The sequence below is a fragment of the Pseudomonadota bacterium genome, assembly GCA_040752895.1.
GTDB lineage: Bacteria > Pseudomonadota > Alphaproteobacteria.
In genome coordinates, this window is record JBFMHN010000002.1 from 176,090 (window position 1) to 199,626 (window position 23,537).

A 23,537-nucleotide genomic window follows, 5' to 3' on the forward strand; every position below is an offset into this window, starting at 1 on the left:
ACTAAAGGGCGTTCGCCGCCGGCGGCGGCATATCCTGGACCTCGAAACGCTCGGGCGGGAACCACAGCGTCACCTTCGTTCCCTGATCCGGGGCGCTGGCCAGGGTCAGCGTGCCGCCGTGCAACTCGACGAGCTTCTTCGTGAGCGGCAGGCCGAGGCCGGTTCCCGGATAGCGGCGGCTCAAGGAGCTGTCGACCTGCCCAAACGGGGCCAACGCCTTCGGAATATCTTCCGCCGCGATGCCGATGCCGTTGTCCTTGACGCTGATCAGCAGGCCGCCATTCGGGCTGCGCCAGATCTCGACGGTGACGGCGCCGCCCTTCGGCGTGAATTTGATCGCGTTCGAAAGCAGGTTCAGCAAAATCTGCTTCACCTTGATCCCGTCGGCCCGGAACCGCGGCAGGTCCGGCGCCACTTCCCATGTGAGATCGAGACTGCCTTCCATGGCTTTCTGACGAACCAGGCGGATCGCCGCTTCCATCACCTGTTGAAGATCGAGAAGCTGCTCTTCGACATCGAGCCCGCCGGCCTCAGCCTTCGAAACGTCGAGGATATTGTTGATGATGCCGAGCAGGTGACGGGCGCTTTCGAAGATATCCTTCGCGTACTCGCGGTAGCCGTCGCTGCCAAGCGGCCCCATCAATTCGTGTTGCATGATTTCCGAGAAGCCGATGACCGCGTTTAGCGGCGTGCGCAGCTCGTGACTCATGTTGGCGAGAAAGTCCGACTTCGTCTGGTTGGCGGCCTCGGCCACTTCCTTTGCCGCTTGCAGCACGGCCTCGCGTTCCTTCAGCACCGTGATGTCGGAAAAGAAGCCGATCGTCCCGCCGCCGGTGACCCTTTCGAGCGTAAACTTGACCCAACGCCCGCCCTTTAGCGCCATCTCGACGAAACTTTTTTCCCGACGGAGGTAGGCGAGCTGATCCGTGAGCCAAGCCGGGTCCTGTCCGGGAGCGAGGATGCGCCCTGTCTCGACACCGACGCGAAGGATGTCGTCGAGCGTGGCGTTCGAATCGGCAAGCGCGGTTCCTTCCAGAAAAACCGCGCGGAAAGGCGAGTTGCAAAGAGCCAGCTTCTCGGAAGCATCAAAAATGGCGAACGCATCCTCGATACTCTCGATCGCCTCCATGAGCTGGATGCGGGATTCGACCGCCCGGGACCAGGCAAGCGTTTCGTTCGTGACGTCCTCGGCCGTTCCGCGGTAACCGCGAAACCGGCCCGTTGCATCGTCGAAGATGGGAAGACCGCTCAGGCGAAACGTCCGTTTTCCCCCTTCCGGAAGGTCCACCTCATACAGCTCTTCCCGAAAGGGCGAGCGCATATGAGGACCTGGCCGGTCAACGCCTTCGCCGATCGCCTTAAACTGTCCGAAGGCGAAGAGATTTCGCCCTTCCAGTTCGCGGGACAACACGCCGATCAGGTCGAAGACGCGGTCGGACGCGTAGGTGAAGCAAAAGTTTTCGTCGGTCTCCCACAGCCAGTCGGAGACGAGCCGAGCCAGATCCTCGAAGCGCTCGCGCTCGCGCGTCAGCTGCTTGCGAAGACCCGCGCCATAGCTGGCCTTCTGCACGACGCCCGCAACGGCGGCGAGCTTCCCCTCGCCGTCGCGCACCGGAAAGTGGCGCGAATGGAATTCCTCGCTATGGGCGCCCATGCGCAGCGTAAAGGCGTGCTGAACGGCATCGCCTTCCCGCCGAACGGCCGCCACGATATCGGCCAGCGAGAAAGGCGGCGCATCCCCCGCCTTCAGATTCTCGAAGGCCTCGTTCGCGTAAAGAAGGTCGCCGTCGAGATCCGCCAGGTAAACGGGGTTCGTCGATTCGAGGAACGGCGTTGCCGCAAGCGTTCGGATCGCATCGAGACTCCGCGCCGCGGCTTTCTCGCCTCCGGCCGCGCCGATAGCCTGCAGATAAACGGGTTTCGCCCCTTTGTATTGCAAGATTTTCTCGATGCCCCCCTTGACGCGAAACCTTGGCTCCGGCGCGAGGGTTCTTGAGTTTACGTCTCCCCCTAGGAGTTATCCTCCGCCGCATCCAGCCGCTTTATAGCATAAAGGTATTCTGGATCGCGCTGCCACTGTTTCGTGACCTTTGCCGCCGCCTCTGAGTCCATTCGCTCGTAAAAGGCGAGAATCTTTGAAAGTTCGCCGGGGTCAATTATGTGCTCGCCGGGCCTTGCCTTGCGGCTCAGCAGGAAAATCGAGGCGAAGGCCTGCTTGGGGATCGCCTCGGCCTTGCAGGCGATCGCCAGGCCCTCGCCGCCCGGCTCGAACAGAAGCCGCCGCACCAGCTTGGCGGAAAGGCTCGTGTATTTCGCGAACAGCGCCGCGAACAGCGTGATCTCGCCCTGGCGGAGAACGCGGATCAGAAGCTCCGGCGTGACCTCGACTTCCTGCGCAAGCCGCGCGGCGGGGTCTTCTTTCTTCTTCGGCTTGGGCGCCCCCTGGTCTTCTTCCGCCAGCAGGCCCCGCACCGAGGATTCGATTTGATCGTCGAGAACGGTGATATCGATTTCGAATTTGGCGGCAAGCTCCTGCCGCAAGGCGGCCGACACCCACCAGTACATCTTCTCGGCAAGCGCCGGCGACAGATCCTTCCGCTGGATGAGGGGCTCGCGGTAAGTATTCACCTTGCGCGACTGTTCGACGAGATATTCCTTCGTGCCTTGCGCGATTTTGGCCTCGGCGTTTTCGAGAAGGGTTTTGATGACATCCGTGTTGCCCGTCTCGACAAGGGCGTCCGAGACGGCTTCGCTGACGTTCTTCCGCATGGCGATGGCGAGATGGTGCTCCATCGTGCGGTGCTGGATGACTTCGATAAGATCGATGTCGTGAAGAATTTCGCTTTTCAGAAGAACCGGGCGGGCGACGGCGATTTCGTCGTTGGCAAGGGTCAGAATCAATTCGCGCGGCGCGTTCGGCAGAATCGAGAGCCGTTCCGAAAGGTGGCGGCGGACGGCCGTCTCGACGTCCTGAACCAACTGGTTGAGGATGTCCGTCATCAGCGCGCGCTCGCGGTCGGTCAGCCCGTTATCTTCCACCATGAAGAGATCGCTGATCGTATTGACCAGACGCTCCCTACCGGCGCTGGATTTGTCGCGCGCCAGACTGAGAAGTGTCTCAATCTCTCTGTCTTTCATGCCTCGCATCCCGGTTGCCACAGAAACGAAGGCCGGCCCCTTCGAGCCGGCGCTTTGCCAAGCGCCCCTTCCGCCTTCGATTGATCCCCTCTTACGCACCTTGCGGCAATCCTAGCCGGAAGATGGTTGCCCATTTCTTACTTCGGCTGCGGAATTCTGCTTAAATGACGAGAAAATTTTTAGCAAAAATGGTTAATCCCATGACGCGCGGAACGAATCGCGCGATCGCCGGCATAGGCGTTCTTGGCTTTCTCTTGGGCTTTTGTTTCCTGTGGCTTGCCTTCGCCGCCGGCCCCGGACAAACGGCCGAGCTCGGAGCGCGGATCGAGGTTCGTCTCGAAAACCTGCCGCCCCCTTACGCGGGAAAAAGCTTCACCAACCCGCCGCTTACGATTCCGCGACCGGCAACGGCCGAGCTTCGCGTGCCGGAAGGCTTTCGCGTCACCCTCTTCGCCGAGGGCCTTTCGCACGCGCGCTGGCTTTGCGTGACGCCGGAAGGCGAGGTCTTCGTGGCCGAGCCTTCCGCCGGCCGCGTCACCCTTCTTGCCGACCGCGACGGCGATGGCCAGGCGGAGTTTCGAAGCGCCTATCTCGAGGGGCTGCGCAGCCCACACGGCCTCGCCTTCCGGGACGGCGTCCTTTACCTCGCCGACACGGCGCGCCTTTGGCGGGCGGCGCACCGGCCCGGCGCCACCCAAGGCAAGGCCGAGCCCTTGACGCCACCCGGCGCGCTGGGCACGAGTGGCGGCCATTGGACCCGCAACCTGGCCATCCACCCGGACGGCACGCGGCTTTTCGTCGCCATCGGCTCGCGCGGCAATCTGGCCGAAGAACCGGAGCCCCGGGCGACGATCCGCGAATTTCCAATCGCGGGGGGCGCGGGAAAAACCTTCGCGAGCGGTCTGCGCAACCCGGTCGGCATCGCCTTCTACCCGGAGACGGCGGACCTTTATACGGTCGTCAACGAGCGCGACGGGCTTGGCGACGAACTGGTGCCGGATTACCTCGCCCGCGTCGAGGGCGGCGATTTCTACGGCTGGCCTTACGCCTATCTCGGCCCCAACCCGGAGCCGCGCTTCGCCGAGCTTGACCCCGACCGCGTCGCGAAGACGAAAAAGCCCGACCTGCTTTTCCGCGCGCACTCCGCCCCCTTGGGACTCCTTTTCTATGCGGGCGCGCAGTTCCCCAAACGCTTTCGCGGAGACGCCTTCGTGGCCCTGCACGGCTCGTGGAACGCGAGCCGCCCGCAAGGCTACATGGTCGTCCGCGTCCCCTTCGCCGAGGGCCGCCCGCAAGGTTGGTACGAGCCCTTCGTGACCGGCTTCCGCTTGGACGGAGACGGCGCGCCCGGGCGCGCCGAGGTGTGGGGCCGGCCGGCCGGCTTGGCCGAACTTCCCGACGGCAGCCTGCTGATTGCCGACGACGTGGGAAATCGCATCTGGCGGGTGAGCTATGCGGGTAACGCGCAAGAGGGCAAGCCTACGCCTTAACGTTTTTTTAAAGGGGCCGTCCCTAGCTTTCCCTTCGGCTTAAATTAAGGTCCAGCGATGAACGTTTCGTCGATTCCGACGCTTCTCCAGGCGCTTGCCGCCCAGCCGGTTCCGCCGAAAAGCGAGGGTTCGCCAGCCGTCCAGGCGGCGCAACGCGTGCTGGCCACCCGCCAGGCGGAAGCTTCCTCGGACCGGGCCAAGCCGCGCCAGCCGCCGCCTTCCGCAGCCGCCCTCCGGACCGAGACGGCCCTGGCGCGCGCCCACACCGGCCCCACCCGCGATCTGCCGCGCGGCAGCCTCCTCGATATTCTCGCCTGATTTTTCAGCCGGCCTACAGCCCCAAAAGGTTGCGGGCGAAGCTCTTGGCCTCGAAGGGGTGGAGGTCCTCGACCGCCTCGCCGACGCCCACCGCATAAACGGGGAGGCCGAAGCGCTGGGCAAGCGCCACGACGACGCCACCGCGCGCCGTGCCGTCGAGCTTCGTCACGATGAGGCCGTCCACCGCCACCATGTCGCGGAAAGTCTCGACCTGGGAATGGGCGTTCTGGCCGACATTGGCGTCGAGCACGAGAAGGGTGGCGTGGGGGGCTTCCGGGTCGCGCTTTTTCAGCGCGCGCACCATTTTCTGCAACTCCGCCATGAGGGCGATCTTGTTTTGAAGCCGCCCGGCGGTGTCAATGAGCAGAACGTCGAATTTTTCCCGCGCCGCGCGTTCCAGCGCATCGTAGGCAAGCCCCGACGCGTCCGCCCCTTCCTCTTTCGAAAGAACGGGAACGCCGGCACGCTTGCCCCAGTGTTCGAGCTGGGCCACGGCGGCGGCGCGGAACGTGTCGCCGGCCGCCAGCAAAACCGTCTTCCCGGCGTCGCGAAACTGTTTGGCGAGCTTGCCGATCGTCGTCGTCTTGCCGCCGCCGTTGACCCCAACGACGAGGACGACGAAGGGCTTCTTGTCGGTGTCGAGAACAAGGGTTCTGGCCACCGGTTCCAGCAGCCGTTCGATGGCTTCGGCCAAGCGTTCGCGGATCGGATCGGGACCGGCATCCTCGGGCCTCGAGACGGCTTTCAGTTCCGCGACCAGCGCCGCCGCCGTGCCGACGCCCAAATCGGCGCCGATGAGAAGCTCTTCGAGTTCCTCCAGCTTCGCCGCGTCGAGCTTGCGGTCGGTGAAGATGCCGCGAATGCCATCGGCGAGTTTGGTCGAGGATTTCCGAAGGCCGCCGCGCAGGCGGCGAAGCCAGCTTGTCGCTTCGGCCATCGCGTCGCTACCCGGAGAGACGGCCCTGAAGGGCGTCGCCCTCGGCGCCAACGATCCGGGCGGAGACGATGGCGCCGGGCCGGGCCTCGCGGTCCAGACGAACGGGTGCGTACTGGGCGCTCCGCCCGAGCAAAGGCCGCTCGATCAGAAGATCGGCGTCCTTGCCGACGCAAGCCTCGAAAAAGTGCTGCCTGGCCGCAGCCCCTGCTTCGCGCAAGCGCGCCGCGCGGGCCTTGCGGACCGCGACCGGCAGTTGCGGCATGCGGGCGGCCGGCGTCTTGGCGCGCGCGGAATAGGGAAAGACGTGGAGATAGGTAAGCCCGCATTCGGGAACCAGGCAGAGCGTATCCTCGAACATCGCATCGGTTTCCGTCGGAAACCCCGCGATGAGATCGGCGCCGAAGACGATGTCCTTGCGCAGCCCCCGCGCGCGTTCGCAGAACCGCACGGCGTCTTCTCGCGAATGCCGCCGCTTCATGCGCTTCAGCACGAGGTTGTTGCCGGACTGCAGGCTTAAGTGCAGGTGCGGCATGAGGCGGGGTTCGTCCGCCAAAAGCGCCATCAGCTCTTCGTCCGCCTCCGCCGGGTCGATCGAGGAAAGCCGGAGACGGGGAAGCTCCGGCACAAGCTTGAACAAGCGACGCAGCGTGGCGCCGAGCGTGGGCTTCCCCGGCAGGTCCGCCCCATAGGCCGTGAGGTCAACGCCGGTCAGCGCGATTTCCCGGTAGCCGTTCGCGACGAGCTTCTGCGCCGAAGCGACGAGAGCGCCCAAGGGCACGCTCCGGCTGTGGCCGCGGCCGAAGGGAATGATGCAGAACGTGCAGCGATGGTCGCAGCCGTTCTGCACCTGCAAAAAGGCCCGCGCCCGGCCCTCGAGGCCTTCCACCAGGTGGCCGGCCGTCTCGCGCACGGAAAGGATGTCGTTAACGGCGACGCGTTCGGCGTTTTCGACGCCGTAACTTTCCGGCCTGAGCTTCTCGGCGTTGCCGAGAACGCGAGTCACCTCCGGCATCCGCGCGTAAACTTCCGGCGAAATCTGAGCGGCGCAGCCGGTGACGACGATGCGCGCGCCGGGCCGTTCGCGGCGCAGACGCCGGATCGCCTGGCGGGCCTGGCGCTCGGCTTCGGCGGTGACGGCGCAGGTGTTCACATAGACGGTGTCGCGCTCGCCAGCGGCAAGGGCGTGGGCTTCGATGACTTCCGATTCGTAGGCGTTGAGCCGGCAGCCGAAGGTAAGGACGCTGGGCTCCCTCACGCCGCCGCCTCCGTAACGAGATCGAGCGGCAACTCGCCCGAAAAACTCAGGGCCGCCGGACCGGAAAGCAGAACGTGGCCGTCCTCGCGAATCCGCACGAACAGCGAGCCGCCGTCGAGAACGACCTCCGCTTCCTTGCCCAAAAGCCCGCGGCGGTTGGCGGCGACGGCGGCGGCACAGGCGCCGCTGCCGCAGGCGCGCGTCAAGCCTGCGCCGCGCTCCCAGACGCGAAGGCGAAGCCGGTTTCCAGAGAGGATCTGGGCGACGCCGATATTCGCGCGTTCCGGGAACCAGGCGTCGTTCTCAAGCCGCGGCCCGATCTCGGCGAGCGGCACTTTTTCCGCGTCCCCGACGAAAAAAACCGCGTGCGGGTTGCCCATGCTGACGGCGACCGCGTCGCGCAGCGTGCCGGCCCGCAGATCGAGGTGGAGCGTATCGGCCGGCCCCTTCAAGGGAATCGCCTGCCAATCCGTTTTCGCCGGACCCATGTCGACGCGGATGCGGTCCGGGCCTTCGCGAATCGCTTCGATGGGGCCGGCCAGGGTTTCCAGCCGGCACCGATCGGTCCCCTTCTCCGTCATCACCAACCGGGCGACGCAGCGCGCGGCGTTACCGCACGCCTCGGCCTCCTCGCCATCGGCGTTCCGGATGCGCATGACGGCGTCCGCCCCCGGGTTCCGGGCCGGTTCGATCAGCACGACCTGGTCGCAGCCCACCCCGGTCCAGCGATCGGCGATGGCGCGCGCGCCGGGGGCCGTGAAGGCCTTCGCCGCGCGCCGGTCGGTGCGCGCATCGAGGACGACGAAATCGTTCCCAGCACCATGCATCTTGCGAAACAGGATCCCCGTCATGCCCGTTAATATGGCGTAAAAATGGCGGAAGTCTATTGGTTTCCAGCACTTTTCCCGGCGCCAGCGGCGCGCAGGAAGGCGGCCATGTGAAAGCCGGCCTGCGGCGGCGCGTACGCCGGGCCGACCGGGCAGGCGCGCCGGGCGAGGCAGCCGCCGCCCCGACAATCGCCGCCTTCCGGGCTTTCCAGATGGCCTATGCAGCGGGGCACGTCGTAAGCCCCGTTTTGAAAGGCGCCGACCGGGCAGGTGGTCAAGCAGGGCTTCGCCACGCACCCCTCGCAAGGCTTGGCCGCGGTCAAGGGCGGTGGCACCGGGTGCCGGGTTTCAAAGCAAAAAACCCCCCGGTAGGCGTGCCAGAGGCCATAGTCGGGATGGATGAGAAGGCCGATCGGGGATTGGGCAATCCCTTCCGCCCGTTTCGCCCAGCGGAAAATAGGCCGCGCCCCAGGGCCGAATGGAAAGAGAAGCGCAGCCCCGATTGCCGCCGCGACAGAGGAAAGCACCCGCACCGTCCAGCGGTCGAGGGGGTCCGGCTTTCCATCTCTCGCCTCAGCGGAGACAGCGAAGGCCTCCCACATGGCGGGGCCGGCGTTGCCGGCCAAGATCACGGTCCCGACCCTTCGGCCGCTAGGCAAGGGCGGCACGCCGTCGCCGGCTTCCGGATGGAAGCCGCCGCGCGGCAAGAGGCCGAAGGGGGAAAGCGCCGCGGCAAGCGTTGCATAGATTTCCATATGGGCTTTCATGGGGGGCATCTTACGCAAGCGGCGGGTTGCCCGCGAATCCCTTGAAACGCTTGACTCTTCAGGCCCCGCCCCCTAGCATACCGGACCTTTTCGGATAGGGGACCCGATCGCCCTAGGGGGTCCGCCAGCCCGCGAGTATCGCGCGCTGGCGCGTTTGGCATTTGGGAAACGGCAAGAACAAGAACATGTTCGAGAACCTAGCAAACCGTCTTGGCGATGTCTTCGGACGGCTCAAGAAACGCGGGACGCTCTCGCCGGAGGACGTCCGCGTGGCGTTGCGCGAGATTCGCGTGGCGCTGCTCGAGGCGGACGTGGCGCTTCCCGTCATCAAGGACTTCCTCACCAAGGTCGAGGCGGAAGCGACCGGTGAAACGATCACGCGCGCCGTCGCTCCCGGCCAGATGGTCGTCAAGATCGTCCACGACGCGCTGACCGAAATGCTGGGGCCGAAGGCGGCCGCCCTCAAGCTCGACGGGCCCCTGCCCACGGCCATTCTTTTCGTCGGCCTGCAAGGGTCGGGCAAGACGACGACGGTCGCCAAGCTGGGCTTGAAACTGGCCCGCGAAGAAAAGAAGAAGGTGCTGCTTGCCTCCCTCGACGTCTACCGCCCCGCCGCCCGGGAACAGCTTGCGATCCTGGGCCAGCAGGCCGACCTCGCCACCCTGCCGATGATCGCCGACGAAAAGCCGGTCGCGATCGCCCAGCGCGCGATGGCGCACGCCCGGCAGGAAGGCTTCGACGTCGTTCTCCTCGACACCGCCGGGCGGGGGCACGTGGACGCGGCGATGATGGCGGAGGCGGAAGCCGTCCGCGACGCCGTGAACCCCGCCGAGACGCTGCTGGTGGCCGACGCCATGACCGGCCAGGACGCCGTCCGCGTGGCGGAAAGTTTCCACACCCGTTTAAACCTTAGCGGCATCGTGCTGACGCGGCTTGACGGCGACGCCCGCGGGGGGGCGGCCCTTTCCATGCGGGCGGTGACCGGCTGCCCGATCAAGTTCGTCGGCGAAGGCGAAAAACTGGATCGGCTGGAGACTTTTCACCCCAACCGCATCGCCGGCCGCATCCTCGGCATGGGCGACGTCGTGAGCCTGGTCGAAAAAGCGGAGGCCGCCGCCGACGAAGCGGAAATAAGCCGCCTTGCCTCGAAACTCGAAAAAGGCGCCTTCGATCTCAACGACATGGCGGAACAGTTTCGCCAGCTTGGCCGGATGGGAGGGATCGGCGAGTTCCTCGCGTTGCTTCCCGGCCTCGACCGGGGACAAAAGCAAAAGGCGATGGCGAAGATCGACGAACGCCTGCTGCGCCGCCAGGAAGCCATTATCCGTTCGATGACGCCGCTTGAACGGCGCAACCCGAAAATTCTGCACGCCTCGCGCAAGCGGCGGATCGCAGCCGGTTCCGGCTCCGGCGTGAACGACGTCAACCGCCTGCTGAAGCAGTTCCGCGACATGCAGACGATGATGAAGCGCATGAAACAGATGCAAAAGATGGGGCTGGGCAAACCGGGCCGGAGCGGCGGCCTGCCCTTCAATCCGATGCAACCTCGCCACTAACCAAGACCCGCAACCGACAAAGGAAAGCAGATCAAGAGATGAGTGTAAAAATCCGAATGTCCCGCGGCGGCGCCAAGAAGCGCCCCTTCTACCGTATCGTCGTAACGGACGTGCGAAACTCGCGCGATGGCCGTTTCATCGAACGGGTCGGCACCTACAATCCGATGCTGGCGAAAGACCATCCCGACCGCGTGAAGCTCGACCCCGAACGGATCAAGCATTGGCTTGCGGTCGGCGCCTTGCCGAGCGACCGCGTCGCGCGCTTCCTGGGCGAAGCCGGGCTGGCGCCGATGCCGCCCAAGCGCCACAACCCGGAAAAGGCGATCCCGAGGAAGGACCGGAAGAAGGCGGCGACGGAAGCGGCCGCCGGGCCGGCGCCGGCGCCGGCCGAAGCGCAAAAGGCGTAAGCACCTCCCACGGGAGCTTTTTGCATGATCGCCGGAAAGCAACATCGCAACGAAGAAAGCGCCGAAGAAGCGAAGCGCGTTTGCGTGGGCGTCGTCACCGGCGCCCACGGCGTGAAAGGTCTGCTTCGCGTTCGCAGCTTCACGGGGAACCCGGCCGACGTCGCGGCCTATGGGCCGGTCTCGGACGAGGCGGGCGAACGCCGGTTCGATCTCGCGGTCGAAGGCCGCGCGAAGGACGACCTGCTCGTGCGCGTCGCCGGTATCGCCGACCGCGATACCGCGGAAGCCCTGAAGGGGATGCTGCTTTACGTCGCGCGCGCGGCATTGCCGGAGACGGAGGAGGACGAGTACTACCACGGCGACCTCATCGGCCTGCGGGTCGAAGACCGTCAAGGGAACCGCCTAGGCAGCGTTGTCGGCGTGCACAATTTCGGCGGCGGCGACATCCTGGAGATCGCGATCGAAAGCGGACCGGCCGCGATGGTCCCCTTCACGCGGGAGGCGGTGCCCGAGGTGGACATGGCGCGCCGCCGCGTTCGGGTGGACCCGGCCGCCATCTTGCAAACGGAAGGAAAGGCAGCGAAAGAAGAAGCGGCAAAGGAAGGGTGCGATGGCTGAGGCGGGGCCCTTGTGGCGGGCGCGGGTGCTCACGCTTTTTCCGGAGATGTTCCCGGGGCCGCTTGGCTTTTCGCTGCCGGGCAAGGCGCTGCGGGAGGGGGTCTGGACCCTGGAAACGATGGACATCCGCGATTATGCGAGCGATAAACACCGTTCCGTCGACGACGCGCCTTTTGGCGGCGGGGCCGGTATGGTGATGCGCCCCGACGTTGTCGACGCCGCCCTGAAGGCGGCCGCCGATCCGGGACCTGTTCTCTACCTCTCGCCGCGGGGGAAGCCGCTGGACCAGGCCGTGGTTCGCCGCTTGGCGGACGGGCGTGGGGTGACGCTTCTTTGCGGGCGTTTCGAAGGCGTGGACGAACGCGTGCTGGAGGCGTGGGCGATGGAGGAAGTGAGTCTGGGCGATTTCGTGCTTTCCGGCGGCGAGCCGGCGGCGATCGCCTTGATTGACGCCTGCGTGCGGCTGCTGCCGGGCGTGATCGAGAACGCGGACGCGCTGAGGGAAGAAAGTTTCGAGGACGGGCTTTTGGAATACCCGCACTACACCCGGCCGCAAAGCTGGGCGGGACGAGAGGTGCCGGATGTGCTGATCTCCGGGCACCACGAGAAAATCCGCGACTGGCGGCTCGCCATGGCGGAAGAAATTACGCGCAAACGACGTCCGGACCTTTGGGCCCGTTACGTCCGGGAAAAACCTTGAGGAAAATGGCCATGAACACGATCGAACAGCTTGAAAACGAAGCCATGCAGAAGATGAACGCCGAGCGGCCTCTCCCAAATTTCGGGCCCGGCGACACCGTGAACGTGAAGGTGAAGGTGGTCGAGGGAACCCGCGAGCGAATCCAGGCCTTCGAGGGCATCTGCATCGCGCGGGCGAATCGCGGGATCAATTCCTCCTTCACGGTGCGGAAGGTTTCCTATGGCGAAGGGGTTGAACGCGTTTTCCCGCTATACTCCCCGTACGTCGCAGGCATTGACGTCATCCGCTACGGCGCCGTCCGCCGGGCGAAACTTTACTACTTGCGGGACCTCGCCGGGCGCCGGGCGCGCATTGCGGAAGACACTTCCCGTCGCATCGCGGTGCAGAGCGAAACTGCCGCCGCCGCGGACGGCGCGCCGGAGGCAGGCAAGGCATAGGGTTTAAGGATCGGCGATGGCGCGGCCAAGAACACTTTTCGACAAAATCTGGCACGACCACCTGGTGGACGTCGCAGAGGACGGCACCTGCCTTCTCTACATTGACCGTCACCTCGTCCACGAGGTGACGAGCCCCCAAGCCTTCGAGGGCTTGCGGACGGCCGGGCGCAAGATGCGCCGTCCGCAAGCAACCCTTGCGGTCGCCGACCACAACGTGCCAACGACAGACCGTTCGCACGGCATCACGGACGCCCAGTCGCAACTCCAGGTCGAAACCCTGGAGAAGAACTGCAAGGAATTCGGCATTCCCTACTTCGCGATGGCGGACACCCGCCAGGGCATCGTCCACGTCGTCGGGCCCGAACAGGGCTTCACGCAGCCCGGCATGACGATCGTCTGCGGCGACAGCCACACGGCGACTCACGGCGCCTTCGGCGCCCTTGCCTTCGGTATCGGCACTTCCGAGGTCGAGCACGTGCTGGCGACGCAAACCTTGATCCAGCGACCGGCCGAAAACATGCGAATCACGGTCGAGGGCGCGCTCAAGCCCGGCATCACGGCGAAGGATATCGCCCTTGCGATCATCGGCAGGATCGGCACCGCCGGCGGCACCGGCCACGTCATCGAATACGCCGGCTCCGCCATTCGCGGGCTTTCGATGGAAGGGCGGATGACGCTTTGCAACATGACGATCGAAGCCGGCGCGCGCGCCGGCCTCATCGCACCCGACGAAACGACCTTCGCCTATCTCAAGGGCCGGCCCTTCGCCCCCAAGGGTGCTGCCTGGGAGCAGGCCTGCGCCGCCTGGCGCGAGCTGCCGTCCGACGCCGAAGCCTTTTACGACAAAGAAATTGTGCTGGCCGCCGCCGACATCGCGCCCCAGGTCACTTGGGGAACCAGCCCCGAGGACGTGCTGCCCATCACCGGCGCCGTTCCCGACCCGGCGCGGGAGAAGGACGCCGCCCGCCGGGACGCCATGGAACGCGCGCTCGACTACATGGCGCTGCGGCCCGGCACCAAGCTGACCGACATCCGGGTGGACCGCGTCTTCATCGGTTCCTGCACGAACGGCCGGATCGAAGACCTCCGGGCGGTCGCCGCCGTCGTCAAGGGAAAGAAGGTGGCGAGCAACGTCGGCGCCATGATCGTGCCCGGTTCCGGCCTCGTGAAGGCGCAGGCGGAGCGGGAGGGGCTCGACAAGGTTTTCCTGGAAGCCGGGTTCGAATGGCGCGAGGCCGGCTGCTCGATGTGCCTGGCGATGAACGCCGACCGGCTGAAGCCCGGCGAACGCTGCGCGGCGACCTCGAACCGCAATTTCGAGGGCCGCCAGGGCCGCGGCGGGCGGACCCACCTGATGAGCCCGGCGATGGCCGCCGCCGCCGCCATTACCGGCCACCTGACCGACATCCGCGAATTCGACTGAGGGAAGCCGATGGAAAAATTCCAAACCCTTGAAGGAATCGCCGCCCCCCTGCGGAGGATCAACGTCGACACCGACATGATCATCCCCAAGCAGTTCCTGAAAACGATCAAGCGGACGGGGCTGGGCGAAAGCCTCTTCCACGAAATGCGCACCGCGCCGGACGGCAGCCCGAAGGCGGACTTCGTCTTAAACCGCGCGCCCTGGAACCGGGCCAAGATTCTGGTCGCGGGCGCCAACTTCGGTTGCGGTTCGTCTCGCGAGCACGCCGTCTGGGCGATTCTCGATTTCGGGATTCGCTGCGTCATCGCGCCTTCCTTCGCCGACATTTTCTACGGCAATTGCTTCAAGAACGGGATCCTGCCGATCCGGCTTCCGGAAGAAACCGTCGCGGCCCTGATGGCGGACGCCGAAAGCGGCGAGAAGGGCAAGTTGAAAGTGGACCTGCCCGCCCAGACGATCACGCGCGCCGATGGCGCCACGATCCCCTTCGCGATCGAGCCCTTCCTGAAGAGCTGCCTGCTCGAAGGCCTCGACGACATTGCGCTTACGCTGCGGAAGGAGGCGAAAATCGCCGCCTTCGAGGCAAGCCAGCGCGAAACCCGGCCCTGGCTCGCCGCCTGAGCCTCCTTAGCGACTGGAAACCTTGAAGCCATGACCATGACCGGAAAGATTCTGCTTTTGCCCGGCGACGGCATCGGGCCGGAGGTGATGGCCCAAGTCCGCCGCCTGATGGATTGTCTGGCCGGGGAGGGGCGCGTTCGTTTCGAGGTCGAGGAGGACCTGATCGGCGGGGCCGCCTTCGATGCCCACGGCACGCCCTTAAGCGAAGAGACGCTTCGCCTCGCCCTTGCCGCCGACGCCGTCCTGCTCGGCGCCGTCGGCGGGCCGAAATGGGACAGCCTTCCCTTCGACAAGAAGCCCGAGCGCGGGCTTCTGCGCATCCGGAAGGAGATGGGTCTTTTCGCCAATTTACGGCCGGCCATCGTCTTCGAGGCACTGGCCGACGCCTCGCCCTTGAAACGCGAGTTGGTCGCCGGCCTCGACATCCTGATCGTGCGCGAGTTGACCGGCGGGATTTACTTCGGCGAACCCCGCGGCATCGAGGACATCGGCCACTGCGAACGCCGGGGCATCAATACCCAGGTCTACACCTCCGGAGAGATTCGCCGGGTTGCCCGCGTCGCCTTCGAGCTTGCCCGCAACCGGGACAACCGGGTCTGCTCCGTCGAAAAAAGCAACGTCATGGAAAGCGGCCTTCTATGGCGCGAGGAAGTAACGAAGCTGCACAAGGCCGAGTACGCGGATATCGCGCTTTCGCACATGTATTCGGATAACTGCGCCATGCAGCTTGTCCGCGCGCCGAAGCAGTTCGACGTCATCGTGACGGATAATTTGTTCGGCGACATGCTGTCGGACGAGGCGGCGATGTTAACCGGCTCCCTCGGCATGCTGCCTTCCGCCTCGCTGGGCGCTGCCGACAAGCAGGGCAAGCGGAAGGCGCTTTACGAGCCCGTTCACGGCAGCGCGCCGGACATCGCCGGCCGCAACGCCGCCAACCCGCTGGCGGCGATCTTGAGCTTCGCCATGCTGCTGCGGCACTCCTTCGAACGCGCGAAGGAAGCGGACCGCATCGAGGCGGCGGTCCGCAAGGTGCTGGAGGGCGGGCTGCGCACGGCCGACATCATGCAGCCGGGCAAGGCGAAGGTGTCGACCGCGGTGATGGGCGAGGCCGTCGCCCGCGAGTTTGAGAAGCTTGGCGGTTGAGGCCGCTCGGCCGGTCTTGAAAAAAGAAGGGCCCAGGCGTATCTAGGGGCCCCCTTACCCTTGAGCGGCAGGCTATAAGAAGAACCATGGGATATCGCGTTGCCGTCGTCGGCGCGACTGGCGCCGTCGGCCATGAAATACTGCAAGTCCTTGCCGAGCGGTCCTTTCCCGCCGACGAGATCGTGGCCCTTGCCTCCGATGCCTCGGAAGGAAAAGAGATCTCCTTCGGCGAGGACGAGACGCTCAAGGTCCGCGCGCTGGAGAAGTTCAACTTCGCCGGCATCGATATCGCGCTTTTCTCGCCCGGCGCCAAGGTCTCGGCCAAGTACGCGCCGCGTGCAGCGGAAGCCGGCGCCATCGTCATCGACAATACCTCCCACTTCCGGATGGAACCGGACGTGCCGCTCGTGGTGCCCGAAGTGAACGGGCACGACATCGCCGGCTACCAGAAGCGCAAGATCATCGCCAACCCGAACTGTTCGACCATCCAGATGGTCATGGCCCTGAAGCCCCTCCACGACCTGGCGCGCATCCGCCGCGTTGTCGTCGCCACCTATCAGTCCGTCTCCGGGGCCGGCCGCGAGGCGATGGACGAGCTGTTCCGCCAGACCCGGGCGATCTACGTAAACGACGCCGTACAAAAAAGCGAATTCCCGAAGCAGATCGCCTTCAACGTGATCCCCCAGATTGACGTCTTCATGGCGGACGGCGCGACGAAGGAAGAGTGGAAGATGGTGGTCGAAACCCAGAAGATTCTGGACCCCGCCATTCAGGTCACGGCGACCTGCGTGCGCGTGCCGGTTTTCATCGGCCACGCCGAAGCCGTGAACGTCGAGTTCGAAAGCCCGATCACGGAGCAGGCGGCGCGAATCGCCATGCAGAATTTCCCCGGTGTTACCGTGGTCGACCACCGCGTCGAGGAAGGTTACGTCACGCCCCAGGAATGCGCCGGCGAAGACAACGTCTTCGTCTCCCGTATCCGTAAGGACCCGACCGTCGCGCATGGGCTGTCGCTTTGGATCGTCGCCGACAATTTGCGGAAAGGCGCCGCCTTGAACGCCGTCCAGATCGCAGAGAAGCTGGTTTCCGACTATCTCGACTGATCAGGCGGCAAAGGCGGGGTTGCCGGAAACGCGGCCTTTTCGATAGTCTCAACCCGCCGGCCTTTCAGGGAGACCTTGCATGCCGAAAACCATCCGCCCCCGCCGCAGCGTCCTCTATATGCCGGGCTCGAACGCGCGCGCCCTCGAAAAGGCGCGCACGCTTCCCGCCGACGGCCTCATCCTCGACCTCGAGGACGCCGTCGCCCCGGACGCCAAGGTCGAGGCCCGCGCCATGGTCAAGGCGGCCCTTGCCGAAGGCGGCTACGGACAGCGTGAGATTCTTCTTCGGGTGAACGGCCCGGAAACGCCCTGGGGAAAAGACGACCTCCTAGCCGCCGCCACCTCCGGGGCGGACGGCGTGCTGCTGCCAAAAGTCGGAAGCGCCGAGACCGTGCAGGCGGCGGAAGCCCTGCTCAAGGCGAACGGGGCGCCGGAAGAACTTGCCATCTGGTGCATGATGGAAACGCCGGACGCCATTCTGCACGCCGAGGCGATCGCCAAGGCAAGCCCGAGGCTCGGCGGTTTCGTCATGGGCACTTCGGATTTGGCGAAGGACTTGCACGCCGCCCATACGGCGATGCGCCTGCCGATGCTAACCAGCCTAAGTCTCTGCCTGCTGGCGGCGCGCGCCGCCGATCTTGCGATCGTGGACGGCGTTCACCTCGACCTCGACGACGCCGAAGGCTTCGCCGCCGTCTGCCGCCAGGGCGTCGAGCTTGGTTTCGACGGCAAGACGCTGATCCACCCCAAACAGGTGGGGCCAGCGAACGCGATCTTCGCGCCGTCGGAAAAAGAGGTGGCCTTCGCCCGCAAGATCATCGAAGCCCACCGGCAGGCCGCGAAGGAAGGGAAAGGCGTCGTCGTGGTGGACGGCAAGCTGATCGAGAATCTGCACGTCCTGAGCGCCGAACGCATCGTGCGGATGGCAACCGCGATTGCGGAAATGGAGAAGGAAGCGGTGGCGTGATGAAGACGAACGCCGGAAATTTCTTCGAGGACTTCGAAGTCGGCCGGGAAATCGTTCACGCGACGCCGAGGACCGTCACCGCCGGCGACGTCGCCCTCTACACCGCCCTTTACGGTCCACGCTTTGCCGTTCAGTCCTCGGATCAGTTCGCCCGCAGCATCGGCTATTCCCGGGCGCCGGTGGACGACCTTCTCGCTTTTCACGTCGTCTTCGGAAAGACCGTCTCCGACATCTCGCTGAACGCCGTCGCCAATTTGGGGTACGCGGATTGCCGCTTCGGCGTACCGGTCTTTCCAAACGACACGCTTTCCGCGCGTTCGACCGTTATCGGCGTCAAGGAGAACTCGAACGGAAAGACGGGCGTCGTCTATGTCCGCTCGCAGGGGGTAAACCAGCGTCACCAGACCGTCCTGGAATTCGTCCGCTGGGTCATGCTGCCGAAGCGCGATGCCGCCGCCAAGGCGCCGGCGCCGGTCGTGCCGGAGCTGCCGGAGAAGGTTGCCTTCTCCAACCTCGTCTTTCCGTCGGAGATCAAGTTCAACCTCTACGACGACCGGCTGGCCGGGTCCGCCCATCGCTTCGGCGACTACAAGGTGGGCGAAAGGATCGACCACGTGGACGGCATGACGGTCGAGGAGGCCGACCACATGCTGGCCGCAAGGCTTTACCAGAATACGGCGCGGGTGCATTTCAACCAGCACGTCGAGCGCGAGGGCCGCTTCGGCCGCCGGATCGTCTATGGCGGCCATGTCATCAGCCTGGCCCGCGCCTTAAGCTTCAACGGGCTTGCCAACGCCTTCCGCCTAGCCGCCATCAACGCCGGCAGCCACGTCGCCCCCTGCTTCGCCGGCGACACCGTCTACGCATGGTCGGAAGTGCTGGAGAAGGAAACCGACGGCCAGAGGAAGGCGCTCGGCGCGCTCCGCCTCCGGACGGTGGCGACGAAGAACCGCAATTGCGCGGATTTCCCCTACAAGGGAAAAGACGGCGCATACGATCCCGCTGTCATCTTGGACCTCGATTACACGGTTCTTCTGCCCCGTTAACCGCCGGCCGCGCGGGCTTTTCCCAAAGTTGACTTCGGCCGGGGCGGCAAGCTAAATCTGGGCGGTCCGCGCGGTCCGCCCGGATCAAGCCATTACCTGCACGAGGCATCAGCATGTCCTTGAGGAAGCGCCCTCTTTCACCCCATCTCCAGATCTACCGGCCGCAAATCACGTCCGTCCTTTCGATTCTCCACCGCTTCGCCGGCATTCTGCTGGCGGTGGGCACGCTGCACCTCGTCTACTGGATCGCCGCGGCGGCAGCCGGGCCGGAAGCCTTCGCCACGGCCCAGACCTTCACCGCCACGTGGATCGGGCGGCTCCTGCTGTTCGGCTGGACGGCCGCCTTTTTCTACCACCTTGCGAACGGCATCCGGCACCTCGTATGGGACACCGGCTACGGGTTCGAACTCGGCACCGTCACGGCCAGCGGCTGGACCGTTGTCGCCGCGACGGTGGTGCTTACGCTGATCAGCTGGGCGGTTGGCTATGGGTTGATCGGAGGGGTGTCGTGAGCCTGCGCTCTCCCTTGGGTCTTGCCCGCGGCCTCGGTTCCGCCAAGGAAGGCACGGCCCACTGGTGGGCCCAGCGCGTAACCGCGATCGCGCTGGTGCCGCTTGGCCTTTGGTTCGCAGCCTCCCTTCTCTCGCTGATCGGCGCCGAACACGCAACGGTCGTCGCCTGGATCGGCGCGCCGGCGCCGGCGGTCCTGCTCGTGCTCTTGCTGTCGGCGGTGTTCCACCACGCCGCCCTCGGGCTTCAAGTCGTGATCGAGGATTACGTCCACCACGAAGGCGGCAAGCTTGCCGCCATCCTTTTTGTCAAGTTCGCCTGCCTCGGGCTTTGGCTCGTCGCCGTCTTCGGCGTCCTCAAAATCGCGCTTCAGGGCTAGACGGAAATGACAAAAGCATACGAAATCATCGACCACACCTACGACGCCGTCGTCGTCGGCGCCGGCGGCGCCGGGCTGCGCGCCACCCTTGGCATGACGGCGGCGGGCCTCAAGACGGCCTGCGTCAGCAAGGTCTATCCCACCCGCAGCCACACCGTCGCCGCCCAGGGCGGCATCGCGGCGGCGCTTGGCAACGTGATGGAGGACGATTGGCGGTACCACATGTACGACACCGTCAAGGGGTCCGACTGGCTGGGCGACCAGGATGCCATCGAATACATGTGCCGGAACGCCATTCCCGCCGTGCTCGAACTCGAACATTTCGGCGTGCCCTTCTCGCGCACGCCGGAAGGGAAGATTTACCAGCGCCCGTTCGGCGGCCACACGATCAACTACGGCGAAAAAATGGCGCACCGGGCGAACGCCGCCGCCGACCGCACGGGGCACGCCATCCTGCACACGCTCTACCAGCAATGCCTCAAGCGCCAGGCGGAATTCTACAACGAGTATTTCGCGCTCGGCCTCTTGATGGACGAGGAAGGCGCCTGCCGCGGCGTCCTGGCGTGGTGCCTGGACGACGGCACAATCCATCGTTTCCGCGCGCACGCGACGGTGCTGGCGACGGGCGGCTATGGGCGGGCCTATTTCTCCTGCACCTCGGCCCACACCTGCACGGGCGACGGCAACGCCTTGGTCGCCCAAGCCGGCCTGCCGCTGCAGGACATGGAATTCGTCCAGTTCCACCCGACCGGCATCTACGGCGCCGGCTGCCTGATCACGGAAGGTGCGCGCGGCGAAGGCGGTTACCTCACGAATTCGGAAGGCGAGCGGTTCATGGAACGCTACGCGCCCTCGGCCAAGGACCTGGCCTCGCGCGATGTCGTCAGCCGCTCGATGACGGTCGAGATCCGCGAAGGCCGCGGTGTCGGGCCGGAGAAGGATCACATCTACCTTCACCTCGAACATCTGGCGCCGGCGCTTCTGCACGAGCGCCTGCCCGGCATCTCCGAGACGGCGAAAGTCTTCTCCGGCGTTGACGTGACGAAGGAGCCGATCCCGGTCCTGCCGACCGTCCACTACAACATGGGCGGCATCCCGACCAACCATCACGGCGAAGTCCTGCGACCGACCCGGGAAAACCCGAACGCCATCTGCCACGGCCTCATGGCGATCGGCGAAACGGCCAGCGTTTCCGTCCATGGCGCCAACCGATTGGGCTGCAACTCGCTTCTCGATATCGTCGTCTTCGGTCGCGCCGCCGCCCTGCGGGCGGCCGAAACCGTGAAGAAGGGAGCGCCCCACCCGCTGCTCAAGAACGCCGGCGAAGAGGCCGTCGCGCGGCTTGACCGCTTCCGCCAGGCCAAGGGCGGCTTACGCACGGCCGATATCCGTCTCAACATGCAAAAGACCATGCAGGCGAACTGTGCCGTCTTCCGCAACGAAGACGTGTTGAAGGAGGGGGCTCGAAAGATCGACGCGGTGGCCGTCTCGCTGGCCGATGTCTTGGTCGAGGACCGTTCGCTCGTCTGGAACTCGGACCTCATGGAGACGCTCGAGCTGGAGAACCTGCTCATCCAGGCGCGGGTAACGATGCACGGGGCCACGGCACGGCACGAAAGCCGCGGCGCGCACGCCCGCGAGGACTATCCGAAGCGCGACGATGCAAACTGGCTGAAGCACACCCTGGCCTACGCCGGCACGGAAGGCGAGGTCCGCCTCGACTATCGGCCGGTTCATTTGAATACGCTGACGGACGAAGTGAAAACGATTCCACCGAAGGAACGGGTCTACTAGGAGGCGCGGAAGGAAGAACGCATGGCGGAATTCACGCTGCCGAAAAATTCGAAGGTCGGGAAGGGCAAAACCCACAAGGCGCCGGCAGGCGCTACGAACGTCAAGGCGTTCCACGTCTACCGGTGGGACCCGGACGCGGGCGAAAATCCCCGTCTCGACAGTTTCGAGGTGGATATCGACCGCTGCGGGCCGATGGTTCTCGATGCCCTCATCAAGATCAAGAACGAGACGGACCCCTCGCTCACCTTCCGCCGTTCCTGCCGCGAGGGCATCTGCGGCAGCTGCGCGATGAACGTCGACGGCATCAACACGCTCGCCTGCCTGCACCCGATCCAGGACATCCAGGGCGACGCCAGAATCTATCCCCTGCCCCACCTGGAGGTCGTGAAGGACCTGGTGCCGAATCTCACCCACGCCTTCGCCCAGTACGCCTCGGTGAAACCCTGGCTTCAGGCGGACACGTCGGCCCCGCCCAACCAGGAACGCCTGCAAAGCCGCGAGGACCGGGCCAAGATCGACGGCCTTTGGGAATGCGTCCTATGCTTCTGCTGTTCAACGAGCTGCCCAAGCTATTGGTGGAACAGCGAGCGTTATTTGGGCCCCGCCACCCTCTTGGCCGCCTATCGCTGGATCGTCGACAGCCGGGATGAGGCGACCGGCGACCGCCTCGACAACCTGGAAGACCCGTTCCGCCTCTACCGCTGCCACACGATCATGAACTGCACGAAGACCTGCCCGAAGGGGCTCAATCCGGCGAAGGCGATCGGCGAAGTTAAGAAATTGTTGGTCGCCCGGCGTTAATCTCCCGTCATTCTTGACGCCAGCCGAGGCACTCCTGATGAAGGCCGGGCCGCTTGCCGCCTACCACCGCCGGACACGCGAAGGCCGGGTAACGCCGGACCCGGCCCAGCTTGCCGTTCTCGAGGACCTCGACACCCTCTACCTGGCCTTGCGCGATCACCGCCCGCCAACCAGCGCCCGACGGCTTCTCGGCAAGCTGCTGCCTGGCGGTCGTTCCCTGGCGGCGGCGAAAGGCATCTACCTTCACGGCGACGTTGGGCGCGGCAAGTCGATGCTGATGGACCTTTTCTTCGAGACAGCACCGGTCCGCCGCAAGCGCCGCGTGCATTTCCACGAATTCATGCTTGAGGTGCATGGGCGCCTGCACGCCCGGCGGAAGGCGCGCAAGAACGCCCATAAGGCCGGCGGCCTCTTGCCCGAGGTCGCGGCCGAAATAGCGAAGGAGGCCCGGCTTTTCTGCTTCGACGAGATGCAGGTTCTCGACATCGCCGACGCCATGATCCTTGGCCGTTTGTTCGAAGCCCTTTTCCGGCAAGGCGTTGTCGTTGTCGCCACCGCGAACCGGCCGCCGGACGATCTCTACAAGGACGGCCTGCAACGGGAAAGCTTTCTGCCCTTCATCGCGCTTCTCAAGGACCGGCTCCGCATCCGCGAGCTGGCGGGCCCGACGGATTACCGGCTGCGCTTGCTTCGGGACTTGAGCGTCTACCGGACGGACGGCGGCGCGGAAGCCGCCCTAGACCGGGCCTTCGAGAAGCTCACGATGGGAAGCGAGCCGGTTTCCTGCACCCTTCTCGTGCACGGCCGCAAACTCGCCGTCCGCCGCGCCGCCCGCGGGGTGGCCCGGTTTTCCTTCGCCGAGCTTTGCGAAGCGCCGCTAGGCGCAGCCGATTACCTTGAGATCGCCAACCAGTTCCATACCGTCATCCTCGACCGCATCCCCCGCCTGGGCGCCGAGAAGCGGAACGAGGCGAAGCGCTTCGTGACCCTGGTGGACGCCCTCTATGAGCGCAAGGTAAAGCTGATCGCGAGCGCAGAAGACAATCCCCAAGACCTCTATCCCTCAGGCGAGGGCGCCTTCGAGTTCCGGCGCACCACCTCGCGGCTGCTCGAAATGCAGTCGGAAAACTATTTTGCGAGGCCGCACCTTGTGCTGACCGAGACGGAAGACGCCCAAAGCCCCGGCGGCGGATCTTCGGAAGACCTTGCGGAAAGCCGAAATCTCCTGAAAAATGATGAAATTCGGCGGGTTCCTTATTAAATAGTAGAAGAATGGACCGGGGCGGCAAGGGCACCCCTT

24 protein-coding genes are annotated in these 23,537 nt (G+C 65.2%); 18 read left to right on the forward strand and 6 right to left on the reverse strand.

From position 1 onward, the window contains the following. Position 1: 1 nt before the first annotated feature. Positions 2 to 1,939 carry an ATP-binding protein gene (locus AB1781_04655; protein ID MEW5703861.1) on the reverse strand — a complete coding sequence of 646 codons (1,938 nt, stop codon included), beginning with the start codon at positions 1,937 to 1,939 and terminating at the stop codon, positions 2 to 4. A gap of 71 nt (positions 1,940 to 2,010) precedes the next feature. Continuing rightward, positions 2,011 to 3,138: a DUF2336 domain-containing protein gene (locus AB1781_04660; protein MEW5703862.1), complete on the reverse strand. Its 1,128-nt coding sequence runs from the start codon at positions 3,136 to 3,138 to the stop codon at positions 2,011 to 2,013. A gap of 200 nt (positions 3,139 to 3,338) precedes the next feature. Between AB1781_04660 and AB1781_04665 the strand changes: the two genes are divergently transcribed. Together AB1781_04665 and AB1781_04670 are read left to right on the forward strand one after the other, a co-directional pair. Continuing rightward, positions 3,339 to 4,628: a PQQ-dependent sugar dehydrogenase gene (locus tag AB1781_04665; GenBank protein ID MEW5703863.1), complete on the forward strand. Its 1,290-nt coding sequence runs from the start codon at positions 3,339 to 3,341 to the stop codon at positions 4,626 to 4,628. 57 nt (positions 4,629 to 4,685) lie between these two features. Next, positions 4,686 to 4,946 (forward strand): hypothetical protein, encoded by a 261-nt coding sequence (locus tag AB1781_04670; protein MEW5703864.1) that lies wholly within the window; start codon positions 4,686 to 4,688, stop codon positions 4,944 to 4,946. 13 nt (positions 4,947 to 4,959) lie between these two features. Here AB1781_04670 and ftsY read toward each other — a convergent pair whose 3' ends face one another. The 4 genes from ftsY to AB1781_04690 are packed head-to-tail and all read right to left on the reverse strand — an operon-like array spanning position 4,960 to position 8,732. Beyond that, on the reverse strand, positions 4,960 to 5,883 hold the full coding sequence (gene ftsY, locus AB1781_04675; GenBank protein MEW5703865.1) for a signal recognition particle-docking protein FtsY: 924 nt from the start codon (positions 5,881 to 5,883) through the stop codon (positions 4,960 to 4,962). Positions 5,884 to 5,890: 7 nt separating this feature from the next. Beyond that, on the reverse strand, positions 5,891 to 7,138 hold the full coding sequence (mtaB, locus tag AB1781_04680; protein MEW5703866.1) for a tRNA (N(6)-L-threonylcarbamoyladenosine(37)-C(2))-methylthiotransferase MtaB: 1,248 nt from the start codon (positions 7,136 to 7,138) through the stop codon (positions 5,891 to 5,893). Next, positions 7,135 to 7,989 (reverse strand): diaminopimelate epimerase, encoded by an 855-nt coding sequence (gene dapF / locus AB1781_04685; GenBank protein MEW5703867.1) that lies wholly within the window; start codon positions 7,987 to 7,989, stop codon positions 7,135 to 7,137. Before dapF ends, mtaB begins: the two co-directional genes overlap by 4 nt. A 32-nt stretch (positions 7,990 to 8,021) precedes the next feature. Continuing rightward, complete coding sequence (locus tag AB1781_04690; GenBank protein MEW5703868.1) at positions 8,022 to 8,732, reverse strand: hypothetical protein; 711 nt, start codon at positions 8,730 to 8,732, stop codon at positions 8,022 to 8,024. 185 nt (positions 8,733 to 8,917) lie between these two features. Here AB1781_04690 and ffh point away from each other — a divergent pair, with 185 nt between their 5' ends. From ffh to zapE, 16 genes are all read left to right on the forward strand, one after another. Beyond that, positions 8,918 to 10,288, forward strand: coding sequence for a signal recognition particle protein (gene ffh / locus AB1781_04695; protein MEW5703869.1), 1,371 nt, complete (start codon positions 8,918 to 8,920; stop codon positions 10,286 to 10,288). A 38-nt stretch (positions 10,289 to 10,326) separates the two neighbouring features. Continuing rightward, the gene (rpsP, locus tag AB1781_04700; protein MEW5703870.1) at positions 10,327 to 10,695 is read left to right on the forward strand and encodes a 30S ribosomal protein S16; all 369 of its coding nucleotides are present in this window, start codon (positions 10,327 to 10,329) and stop codon (positions 10,693 to 10,695) included. A 24-nt stretch (positions 10,696 to 10,719) separates the two neighbouring features. Further along, positions 10,720 to 11,313, forward strand: coding sequence for a ribosome maturation factor RimM (rimM, locus tag AB1781_04705; GenBank protein ID MEW5703871.1), 594 nt, complete (start codon positions 10,720 to 10,722; stop codon positions 11,311 to 11,313). Next, positions 11,306 to 12,013, forward strand: coding sequence for a tRNA (guanosine(37)-N1)-methyltransferase TrmD (gene trmD, locus AB1781_04710; GenBank protein MEW5703872.1), 708 nt, complete (start codon positions 11,306 to 11,308; stop codon positions 12,011 to 12,013). The genes rimM and trmD overlap by 8 nt, the downstream gene beginning before the upstream one ends. An 11-nt stretch (positions 12,014 to 12,024) precedes the next feature. Beyond that, positions 12,025 to 12,450, forward strand: a complete 426-nt coding sequence (gene rplS, locus AB1781_04715; protein ID MEW5703873.1) for a 50S ribosomal protein L19 — start codon at positions 12,025 to 12,027, stop codon at positions 12,448 to 12,450. Positions 12,451 to 12,466: 16 nt separating this feature from the next. Beyond that, on the forward strand, positions 12,467 to 13,873 hold the full coding sequence (gene leuC / locus AB1781_04720; GenBank protein ID MEW5703874.1) for a 3-isopropylmalate dehydratase large subunit: 1,407 nt from the start codon (positions 12,467 to 12,469) through the stop codon (positions 13,871 to 13,873). A gap of 9 nt (positions 13,874 to 13,882) precedes the next feature. Beyond that, positions 13,883 to 14,494: a 3-isopropylmalate dehydratase small subunit gene (gene leuD, locus AB1781_04725; GenBank protein ID MEW5703875.1), complete on the forward strand. Its 612-nt coding sequence runs from the start codon at positions 13,883 to 13,885 to the stop codon at positions 14,492 to 14,494. A 30-nt stretch (positions 14,495 to 14,524) separates the two neighbouring features. Next, positions 14,525 to 15,637 carry a 3-isopropylmalate dehydrogenase gene (gene leuB / locus AB1781_04730; protein ID MEW5703876.1) on the forward strand — a complete coding sequence of 371 codons (1,113 nt, stop codon included), beginning with the start codon at positions 14,525 to 14,527 and terminating at the stop codon, positions 15,635 to 15,637. 86 nt (positions 15,638 to 15,723) lie between these two features. Next, entirely contained in the window at positions 15,724 to 16,740 is a 1,017-nt protein-coding gene (locus AB1781_04735; protein MEW5703877.1) for an aspartate-semialdehyde dehydrogenase, read from the forward strand. Positions 16,741 to 16,819: 79 nt separating this feature from the next. After that, positions 16,820 to 17,707 (forward strand): CoA ester lyase, encoded by an 888-nt coding sequence (locus tag AB1781_04740; GenBank protein ID MEW5703878.1) that lies wholly within the window; start codon positions 16,820 to 16,822, stop codon positions 17,705 to 17,707. Then, positions 17,707 to 18,753, forward strand: coding sequence for a MaoC family dehydratase (locus AB1781_04745; GenBank protein ID MEW5703879.1), 1,047 nt, complete (start codon positions 17,707 to 17,709; stop codon positions 18,751 to 18,753). The genes AB1781_04740 and AB1781_04745 overlap by 1 nt, the downstream gene beginning before the upstream one ends. A 113-nt stretch (positions 18,754 to 18,866) precedes the next feature. Next, a complete protein-coding gene (sdhC, locus tag AB1781_04750) occupies positions 18,867 to 19,265 on the forward strand; it encodes a succinate dehydrogenase, cytochrome b556 subunit (protein ID MEW5703880.1) in 399 nt (132 codons plus the stop codon). Next, on the forward strand, positions 19,262 to 19,642 hold the full coding sequence (gene sdhD / locus AB1781_04755; protein MEW5703881.1) for a succinate dehydrogenase, hydrophobic membrane anchor protein: 381 nt from the start codon (positions 19,262 to 19,264) through the stop codon (positions 19,640 to 19,642). Before sdhC ends, sdhD begins: the two co-directional genes overlap by 4 nt. Before the next feature lie 6 nt (positions 19,643 to 19,648). Next, on the forward strand, positions 19,649 to 21,436 hold the full coding sequence (gene sdhA / locus AB1781_04760; protein ID MEW5703882.1) for a succinate dehydrogenase flavoprotein subunit: 1,788 nt from the start codon (positions 19,649 to 19,651) through the stop codon (positions 21,434 to 21,436). Between the two features lie 21 nt (positions 21,437 to 21,457). After that, positions 21,458 to 22,237 carry a succinate dehydrogenase iron-sulfur subunit gene (locus AB1781_04765; GenBank protein MEW5703883.1) on the forward strand — a complete coding sequence of 260 codons (780 nt, stop codon included), beginning with the start codon at positions 21,458 to 21,460 and terminating at the stop codon, positions 22,235 to 22,237. A gap of 37 nt (positions 22,238 to 22,274) precedes the next feature. After that, positions 22,275 to 23,498 carry a cell division protein ZapE gene (gene zapE / locus AB1781_04770; protein ID MEW5703884.1) on the forward strand — a complete coding sequence of 408 codons (1,224 nt, stop codon included), beginning with the start codon at positions 22,275 to 22,277 and terminating at the stop codon, positions 23,496 to 23,498. The last annotated feature ends 39 nt before the right edge of the window (positions 23,499 to 23,537 follow it).

Excerpts from the sequence above, each read along its gene's own strand:
- AB1781_04765 (MEW5703883.1), top strand. The coding sequence starts at position 21,458 with ATGGCGGAATTCACGCTGCCGAAAAATTCGAAGGTCGGGAAGGGCAAA.
- AB1781_04745 (MEW5703879.1), top strand. The coding sequence starts at position 17,707 with ATGAAGACGAACGCCGGAAATTTCTTCGAGGACTTCGAAGTCGGCCGG.
- ftsY (MEW5703865.1), bottom strand. The coding sequence starts at position 5,883 with ATGGCCGAAGCGACAAGCTGGCTTCGCCGCCTGCGCGGCGGCCTTCGG.
- leuC (MEW5703874.1), top strand. The coding sequence starts at position 12,467 with ATGGCGCGGCCAAGAACACTTTTCGACAAAATCTGGCACGACCACCTG.
- AB1781_04735 (MEW5703877.1), top strand. The coding sequence starts at position 15,724 with ATGGGATATCGCGTTGCCGTCGTCGGCGCGACTGGCGCCGTCGGCCAT.
- leuD (MEW5703875.1), top strand. The coding sequence starts at position 13,883 with ATGGAAAAATTCCAAACCCTTGAAGGAATCGCCGCCCCCCTGCGGAGG.
- trmD (MEW5703872.1), top strand. The coding sequence starts at position 11,306 with ATGGCTGAGGCGGGGCCCTTGTGGCGGGCGCGGGTGCTCACGCTTTTT.
- AB1781_04670 (MEW5703864.1), top strand. The coding sequence starts at position 4,686 with ATGAACGTTTCGTCGATTCCGACGCTTCTCCAGGCGCTTGCCGCCCAG.
- zapE (MEW5703884.1), top strand. The coding sequence starts at position 22,275 with ATGAAGGCCGGGCCGCTTGCCGCCTACCACCGCCGGACACGCGAAGGC.
- rimM (MEW5703871.1), top strand. The coding sequence starts at position 10,720 with ATGATCGCCGGAAAGCAACATCGCAACGAAGAAAGCGCCGAAGAAGCG.
- leuB (MEW5703876.1), top strand. The coding sequence starts at position 14,525 with ATGACCATGACCGGAAAGATTCTGCTTTTGCCCGGCGACGGCATCGGG.
- AB1781_04660 (MEW5703862.1), bottom strand. The coding sequence starts at position 3,138 with ATGAAAGACAGAGAGATTGAGACACTTCTCAGTCTGGCGCGCGACAAA.
- AB1781_04665 (MEW5703863.1), top strand. The coding sequence starts at position 3,339 with ATGACGCGCGGAACGAATCGCGCGATCGCCGGCATAGGCGTTCTTGGC.
- dapF (MEW5703867.1), bottom strand. The coding sequence starts at position 7,989 with ATGACGGGGATCCTGTTTCGCAAGATGCATGGTGCTGGGAACGATTTC.
- AB1781_04740 (MEW5703878.1), top strand. The coding sequence starts at position 16,820 with ATGCCGAAAACCATCCGCCCCCGCCGCAGCGTCCTCTATATGCCGGGC.
- ffh (MEW5703869.1), top strand. The coding sequence starts at position 8,918 with ATGTTCGAGAACCTAGCAAACCGTCTTGGCGATGTCTTCGGACGGCTC.
- rplS (MEW5703873.1), top strand. The coding sequence starts at position 12,025 with ATGAACACGATCGAACAGCTTGAAAACGAAGCCATGCAGAAGATGAAC.
- sdhC (MEW5703880.1), top strand. The coding sequence starts at position 18,867 with ATGTCCTTGAGGAAGCGCCCTCTTTCACCCCATCTCCAGATCTACCGG.
- AB1781_04690 (MEW5703868.1), bottom strand. The coding sequence starts at position 8,732 with ATGAAAGCCCATATGGAAATCTATGCAACGCTTGCCGCGGCGCTTTCC.
- sdhA (MEW5703882.1), top strand. The coding sequence starts at position 19,649 with ATGACAAAAGCATACGAAATCATCGACCACACCTACGACGCCGTCGTC.
- rpsP (MEW5703870.1), top strand. The coding sequence starts at position 10,327 with ATGAGTGTAAAAATCCGAATGTCCCGCGGCGGCGCCAAGAAGCGCCCC.